Origin of the sequence: Anoxybacillus mongoliensis (assembly GCF_014201515.1) — a bacterium.
Lineage (GTDB): Bacteria > Bacillota > Bacilli > Bacillales > Anoxybacillaceae > Anoxybacillus > Anoxybacillus mongoliensis.
On record NZ_JACHEQ010000001.1, the window covers coordinates 376,774 to 383,222 of the forward strand.

Here is a 6,449-nt window from a genome sequence, read left to right on the forward strand (position 1 = left end):
TCAGCGCGTTTCGTGCTCAAGTAGCCATTTTTTTCGCTCTATTCCCCACGCATATCCACCAAGTCCTCCACCCGTGCGAACAACACGGTGACAAGGAATGACGATCGTCATCGGATTGCTTCCAACAGCGTTCCCAACGGCTCGTACCGCTTTCGGTTGCCCAATTTGTTTGGCAATATAAGCATATGACACCGTTTGTCCATAAGGAATCGTTTGTAACGCTTCCCATACACGCATTTGAAACGGGGTACCAACGAGCTTTAAGGGTATCGAAAACGATGTCCGTTTCTTTTGGAAGTATTGTTCAATTTCTTCTAGCGACTGCATGAGAGGCTCCGCCACTTTTTCGTTCTGATCTCCACCTTGTTCAACGACATCAATCCGCTCAATTCCGTCATTCGTTCCAACGATTTGTAACCAACCGATCGGTGATTCATAATACACAACGTGTTTCTCCATGTCCAACTCTCCTCTACCAAATCGCACAACATTTACAGCGAGAAAAATGACCGTTTTTTCATAAACTACATATAGCTCCTCACGATAAGGAGGGTTTGCAGTGCATACAGCCGATTACGACAAGGCGCTTTATTATACGTACCGATCGGAATGGGATCATTTACTCATTCTTATGGTACGCACAAAAGACGATTTACTTTCAAAAAAAATTGAACAGTTTCTTCATGCATACAACTTCGAAAAAGATTATACTGTCGTCCAAAAGCGATTGAACGCATTGTTACGTTACATCGATCATGCGTTAGACGTATATGAACAAGAACCAACGCTTACGATGGAGTATAATTAGAGCGAAAGGGATGATCTCCTTTCGCTTTTTATATGACGGGATACGTTTGAATGAGCGGATGTAATACAATTTCATCAACTAACATATGTTTCGGGGCACTCGCCATGTAAACGACCGCTTCAGCAACGTCTTCTGCCTTCAGCCATTCTGCTTTTTCAGGCAATCCTTGCGTAGAGTTAGCAAAGTATGTATCAACCATTCCAGGATTAATTGTACCGACGCGAATGCCGTATGAACGTACTTCTTGCGCTACACTTCCCGAAAATCCTTGAACGGCATATTTCGTCGCTGTATATGCGGAACCGTTCGCAATCGTATACCGACCAACGTCAGACGAAATCGTAATAATCGTTCCCGAACGTTGCTTTTTCATGTGTGGAAGCACTGCTTTTGTCCCAATAAATACCCCTTGTACATTGACTTCAAATAGTCGCTTCCATTCTTCGACTGTCGTTTCCTCTACAGGTTTAAATACACCGATACCCGCATTATTCACAAGTAAATCAATGCGGCCGAATGTAGCGATGGTCGCTTCGACCACTTCGTTCATTTGTTGCTCGTTTGATACGTCCGCTTGAAACGTTTTTACGTCTTTTAATTGCTCGTTGACGCGGTGAATATCCGAGGAGCTGCCAATTAATACGAGCTTCATTCCTTGCTCTGCCAACTTATGTGCAATTGCTAAACCAATCCCACGCGATGCACCTGTCACAATAGCCACTTGTCCTTGTAACAAATGAAAATCACCCTTTCTACGTTGTCGCTTCTATGTTACTCGTTCCTCATTTAAAAAACAACTGATAAGGCATTATACCTTATCAGCCGTTAACGTATACACCCGCTCCATGACCGCTGTTTCTAATTGCTCTAACTGTTGCTTCGCTTCCTCGAGCGTTCGCCCTTTGACACCAAAATAAAATTTCATTTTTGGCTCTGTGCCAGACGGACGCGCACAAAACCATGATCCATCTTCTAGCACATATTTTAAGACGTTCGACTTAGGTAGATGGATCGTTTCTTTCTTACCCGTATCTGCATATACGCGCTCACTTACCTTATAGTCTTCACGAATCACAACGCGTTGATTAGCGACAACGGCTGGCGGTTCATGACGGAACGTCGCTAATAACGCCTCGATTCGCTCCGCCCCCTCTTTTCCTTTCAGCGTGAGTGAACGCAACCCTTCTTGATAATATCCGTATTGTTCAAACAATTGCATCAGTGCTTCGTATAAAGATAAGCCTTGCTTTTTGTAAAACGCGCACATTTCAACAGCAAGTAATGCCGCTTGAATCGCATCTTTATCGCGAGCAAAGTCACCAATTAAATAACCGTAACTTTCTTCGTAACCAAACTGGAATATATACTCCCCTGTTTGCTCGTATTGTTTAATTTTTTCACCGATAAATTTAAACCCTGTCAATGTATCCATCGTCTCGATCCCAAATGACTTGGCAATCGCACGACCAAATTCAGATGTGACGATCGTTTTGAACACAACCCCATTTGATGGCAATATCCCTTTTTCTTTCTTTTGTGAAAGAATGTAATGAAGCAACAATCCACCTGTTTGATTGCCCGTTAAAACGACGTATTCCCCTTTGTTATTTTTTACCGCAATCCCTAAACGATCGGCATCAGGATCTGTCGCAATTAACACGTCCCCATCCACTTGTTTTCCAAGCTGAATCGCTAATTCAAACGCTGCATGTTCTTCTGGGTTTGGCGATTTTACCGTTGAAAAATTCGGATCCGGTTGTTCTTGTTCCTTTACAATAAACACGTGTTTATAGCCGAATTCCTTTAATCCACGTTGAACGAGCTTATTTGCTGTGCCATGAAGCGGTGTAAAGACAACTTTTACATCGACTTCATGGGAAAGTTCTGGGCGAAGGGAGATCGTTTTTAACTTTTGTATGTATGCATCATCAATCTCTGCACCAATGATTTGAATCAATCCTTTTTCTTTTAATACGTCTTCTTGTTCAACTGCAAGTTCCCATTCATTTTCAATCGCATTGACATGTTCAATGACGACATCAGCAATATGTGGCGGCAACTGTGCACCATCTTCTCCGTATACTTTATAGCCGTTATACTCTGGTGGGTTGTGGCTAGCCGTGATGACAATGCCCGAAAAAGCATGTAAATGTCTTACAGCAAACGAAAGCTCTGGCGTCGGGCGAAGCTCATCAAATACGTACGTTTGAATGCCATGGGTCGCAAGCGTTTTTGCAGCTTCCATCGCAAACTGTTGCGATTTATGGCGCGAATCATAGGCGATTACAACCCCACGTTTCTTCGCTTCCTCGCCAAATGATTCGATGTACCTCGCTAACCCTGCCGATGCTTTTCGTACCGTATATATGTTCATGCGGTTCGTTCCTGGTCCGATTTCTCCGCGCATGCCTCCTGTACCAAACTCTAACGTTTTATAAAAACAATCTTCTAACAATTTTTCATCTTGTTCGAATTGTTGCAAGTGCATGCGCAATTCTTCATCTAATTGTGCCTGTTTCCAGCGTTCGTACACCATTTTCCAAGTCATGTTTATCCCTCCATATCCGTTGCTCATTGTAACTTATTCTCGTCTTTTCATGCAAATTCCTTTCTCATAGCGAAAAAGGAGCTCCTTTAAAAGAAGCCCCTTTTTTGTTTAATGATATGAAGGTTCGGAAATCTCAGATAGCGCTTGTTCTGCTGCTTCATCGTATGCTTTGTTTGTAGCAATATCCCCAAGTGCAACAATGCCACAAAGGGCATTATTTTGTACGATCGGCAAGCGACGAATTTGGTTTTTCGCCATCACTTTTGCTGCTTCATCAACGCTCATGTTCGGTGTACCTGTCACGACATTGCTTGTCATGACTTGTGAAACAGGCGTTGAGGGGGTCAACCCTTGTGCAGTCGTACGAAGAGTAATATCACGGTCAGTGACCATCCCTTTGATTTTTCCGTTTTCAACAACAGGAATCGCACCGACGTTATGTTCGTTCATTAGTCGTGCTGCCTCTTGAACAGATTGATCTGGCGTGACCGTTGCCACTTGACGCGTCATAATTGATTCAACTGTATAATTCAATATCATCCTCCCCTTTCGCTTCTTATTGTGTACGTTCAATCGTTCATTATGTAAGTAAAATGTAGTCGGAATTTACATCATTTCTTTCCATGTACTATAATGAACAAAGAGTAAAAAATAAGAAGGTGGAATCATGACGCGGAAAGAAAATCATTTATTGGCCGCTTGGATTGTTGCACTAATTGCTACACTTGGCAGCCTGTATTTTTCTGAGGTAATGAAATTTATTCCATGTGAACTTTGTTGGTATCAGCGCATTTTTATGTATCCGCAAGTGTTTTTGCTCGGCATGGCCGTCGTGCGAAAAGAGTTTATACTCGCTCGTTATACGCTTATGTTATCGGTCATTGGTGGCATAATTTCTTCATATCATTATTTAATTCAAAAAGTACCGTTTTTTCACGACACTGCTCCATCATGTAGCATTGTGCCATGTACGGGAGATTATTTGAACTGGCTTGGGTTTATTACCATTCCCCTTTTAGCACTAATTGCCTTTGTTTTCATCAGCATTATTAGTTATCGAGTCATTCGAATGGAGAAAGAAGGGAAATACATATGAAAAAGTTGCTTATTTTCGGAGGTATTATCGTCGCTTTATTTAGTGCGCTCGCTTGGATTACATCGTATACACAAAAACAAAAAGCTGAAGGCAATCCATTTGGAAAGGAAGAATTGCACCCAGCTACGATCGATCTTCTTGATGATCCGAACTATCAAAACATTATTTTACCAGATGAATTAAAAGAAGCATTAAACAATAAGGAGACGATCACTGTTTACTTTTATAGTTCAACATGCGAATTTTGTAAAAAGACAACGCCAATTGTCGCTCCGTTGTCAAAAGAAATGGGAATTGATTTAAAGCAATTTAACCTTTTGGAATTTGAAGAAGGCTGGGACGAGTATCATATCGAGGCAACGCCGACAATTGTTCACTTCAAAAATGGCAAAGAAGTGGCGCGCATTGAAGGATACTATGAAGAAGACGTATTCCGCAAGTGGTTTGAACAGATCAAATAAAAAGCCTTCGTTTTGAAGGCTTTTTTACATCACCCAAGTGTGAACAGGCTTCATATACATGCTTATATACTCATCTTTTTGATGCAAAAAATGTTCAAGAGTAAGTGGAAAACTAATGCCATGCTGTTCGAGCTGTTCAATATTGCGCTGAAAAAGCTGTTCATAGTAAGCTGAATGACGATGGAATGAAATAAACTCAATGATGGCTTGTAACGATTGTAATGCAGAAATAATCGTAAATGCCTCTTTCAACGTTCCGTCATATGCGGAAGATTCGAATCTTAATATGCCAAGCGATTGAAATGTTTCAATTTCATCATCCGTAAAATATTTTGGAAAAATACACGTATAAAACTGTTCAATAAGCGAATGAATATATTGCTTTTGCTCTTCCGTAGCAACATAGACGGTTTTCAATTGCCTCACCTTTTTCCATTTCTTTTCCTAATCTATAACGAAATTGTAACACACCAACTCCTTTTTTGGTGTTGGTAATTTATTGTATAGAAAGAGTGAGACGAATGAATGTACAAAAAAAAGGAAATTGGCTCGTATTTGAAGCGCCATCATCATGGGAAGGCTTGTCACTAGAACAAGCATTCCAAACGAAATGGTTCGTTCCGAAAAAAATGTTACATGAATGGCGAATGACAAAAGGTGTAGCCATCAATGACAACGTCGTTCCTTTTCATACGATCATTTCGCCGAACGATCGCATTCGTGTTCGTATAAAGGAAGAACAAATCGAACCGCTTCCGACATACGTACCACTTCATGTTATATTTGAAGACGATCATGTACTTGTCGTTAACAAGCCGGCACATATGGACGTTCATCCGACGCAACCAAACCAAACAAATACGTTAGCAAATGCGGTCGCCTTTCACTTTCAATGTGAAGGAATTTATAGCAAAGTCCGTCATATTCATCGGCTCGATCGCGATACAAGCGGTGTCATTTTATTCGCTAAACATGCACTTGCTGGGGCTATTCTTGATAAATATTTAGCCGAACGAACCATTCGTCGCACGTATATTGCGCTTGTTCATGGATATGTAAAACAGAAAAAAGGAACGATCGAAGCACCAATCGGGCGTGATCGACACCATCCAACAAGACGACGTGTATCGAAAACAGGAGATACAGCGATTACGCACTATGAACGGCTCGAATATGACAAACAAAAACATGTGTCGCTCGTTCGCCTCACTCTCGATACAGGACGAACGCATCAAATTCGTGTGCATATGAGCCATATCGGTCATCCGTTAGTTGGCGATACATTATATGGGGGAAAACCGTTGATTAATCGGCAAGCGTTACATGCGTTCTCCTTATCGTTTCCTCATCCATTTACAAAAGAGCTCATCACATGCTCGGCATTACCTGATGAAACAATTTTCGGTCATATGAAAAGAGGCGCGTTATTATAACGCAGCCTCTCAGCTTGTCGACAAAGTCGACAAGCTGGTTTAATATATAGGTACAAGGGTATTTTTATAGGAGGGGGAAATCGGATGCTTCAACGTCATCAAG

Annotated in this window: 9 protein-coding genes; 4 read left to right on the plus strand and 5 right to left on the minus strand. The window is 41.5% G+C overall.

The features are described from left to right. On the minus strand, window positions 1-459 hold the full coding sequence (locus tag HNR43_RS01940; protein ID WP_183240742.1) for a methylated-DNA--[protein]-cysteine S-methyltransferase: 459 nt from the start codon (window positions 457-459) through the stop codon (window positions 1-3). 100 nt (window positions 460-559) lie between these two features. On the opposite strand from HNR43_RS01940, the gene HNR43_RS01945 reads away from it, so the two are divergent. Continuing rightward, entirely contained in the window at window positions 560-808 is a 249-nt protein-coding gene (locus HNR43_RS01945) for a YhdB family protein (RefSeq protein ID WP_032100915.1), read from the plus strand. A gap of 28 nt (window positions 809-836) precedes the next feature. Here the strand turns inward: HNR43_RS01945 and HNR43_RS01950 are convergent, their stop codons facing one another. The 3 genes from HNR43_RS01950 to HNR43_RS01960 form a co-directional block, all read right to left on the minus strand. Continuing rightward, window positions 837-1,544, minus strand: a complete 708-nt coding sequence (locus HNR43_RS01950) for an SDR family oxidoreductase (RefSeq protein ID WP_183240744.1) — start codon at window positions 1,542-1,544, stop codon at window positions 837-839. A 72-nt stretch (window positions 1,545-1,616) separates the two neighbouring features. Next, the gene (locus HNR43_RS01955; RefSeq protein ID WP_183240747.1) at window positions 1,617-3,356 is read right to left on the minus strand and encodes a phospho-sugar mutase; all 1,740 of its coding nucleotides are present in this window, start codon (window positions 3,354-3,356) and stop codon (window positions 1,617-1,619) included. Between the two features lie 108 nt (window positions 3,357-3,464). Further along, window positions 3,465-3,896, minus strand: coding sequence for a CBS domain-containing protein (locus HNR43_RS01960; RefSeq protein WP_183240749.1), 432 nt, complete (start codon window positions 3,894-3,896; stop codon window positions 3,465-3,467). Window positions 3,897-4,023: 127 nt separating this feature from the next. Here HNR43_RS01960 and HNR43_RS01965 point away from each other — a divergent pair, with 127 nt between their 5' ends. After that, entirely contained in the window at window positions 4,024-4,452 is a 429-nt protein-coding gene (locus tag HNR43_RS01965) for a disulfide oxidoreductase (RefSeq protein ID WP_183240751.1), read from the plus strand. After that, the gene (locus HNR43_RS01970) at window positions 4,449-4,913 is read left to right on the plus strand and encodes a thioredoxin family protein (protein WP_183240753.1); all 465 of its coding nucleotides are present in this window, start codon (window positions 4,449-4,451) and stop codon (window positions 4,911-4,913) included. Before HNR43_RS01965 ends, HNR43_RS01970 begins: the two co-directional genes overlap by 4 nt. A 24-nt stretch (window positions 4,914-4,937) precedes the next feature. On the opposite strand, the gene HNR43_RS01975 is transcribed toward HNR43_RS01970, so the two are convergent. Beyond that, window positions 4,938-5,339: a DUF5365 family protein gene (locus HNR43_RS01975; protein WP_425486514.1), complete on the minus strand. Its 402-nt coding sequence runs from the start codon at window positions 5,337-5,339 to the stop codon at window positions 4,938-4,940. 95 nt (window positions 5,340-5,434) lie between these two features. Between HNR43_RS01975 and HNR43_RS01980 the strand changes: the two genes are divergently transcribed. Next, window positions 5,435-6,346, plus strand: a complete 912-nt coding sequence (locus HNR43_RS01980; protein WP_183240758.1) for an RluA family pseudouridine synthase — start codon at window positions 5,435-5,437, stop codon at window positions 6,344-6,346. Window positions 6,347-6,449: the final 103 nt, after the last annotated feature.

Coding starts and splice junctions, on each gene's coding strand:
- HNR43_RS01940 (WP_183240742.1), bottom strand. CDS start 459: ATGGAGAAACACGTTGTGTATTATGAATCACCGATCGGTTGGTTACAA.
- HNR43_RS01955 (WP_183240747.1), bottom strand. CDS start 3,356: ATGACTTGGAAAATGGTGTACGAACGCTGGAAACAGGCACAATTAGAT.
- HNR43_RS01960 (WP_183240749.1), bottom strand. CDS start 3,896: ATGATATTGAATTATACAGTTGAATCAATTATGACGCGTCAAGTGGCA.
- HNR43_RS01965 (WP_183240751.1), top strand. CDS start 4,024: ATGACGCGGAAAGAAAATCATTTATTGGCCGCTTGGATTGTTGCACTA.
- HNR43_RS01970 (WP_183240753.1), top strand. CDS start 4,449: ATGAAAAAGTTGCTTATTTTCGGAGGTATTATCGTCGCTTTATTTAGT.
- HNR43_RS01980 (WP_183240758.1), top strand. CDS start 5,435: ATGAATGTACAAAAAAAAGGAAATTGGCTCGTATTTGAAGCGCCATCA.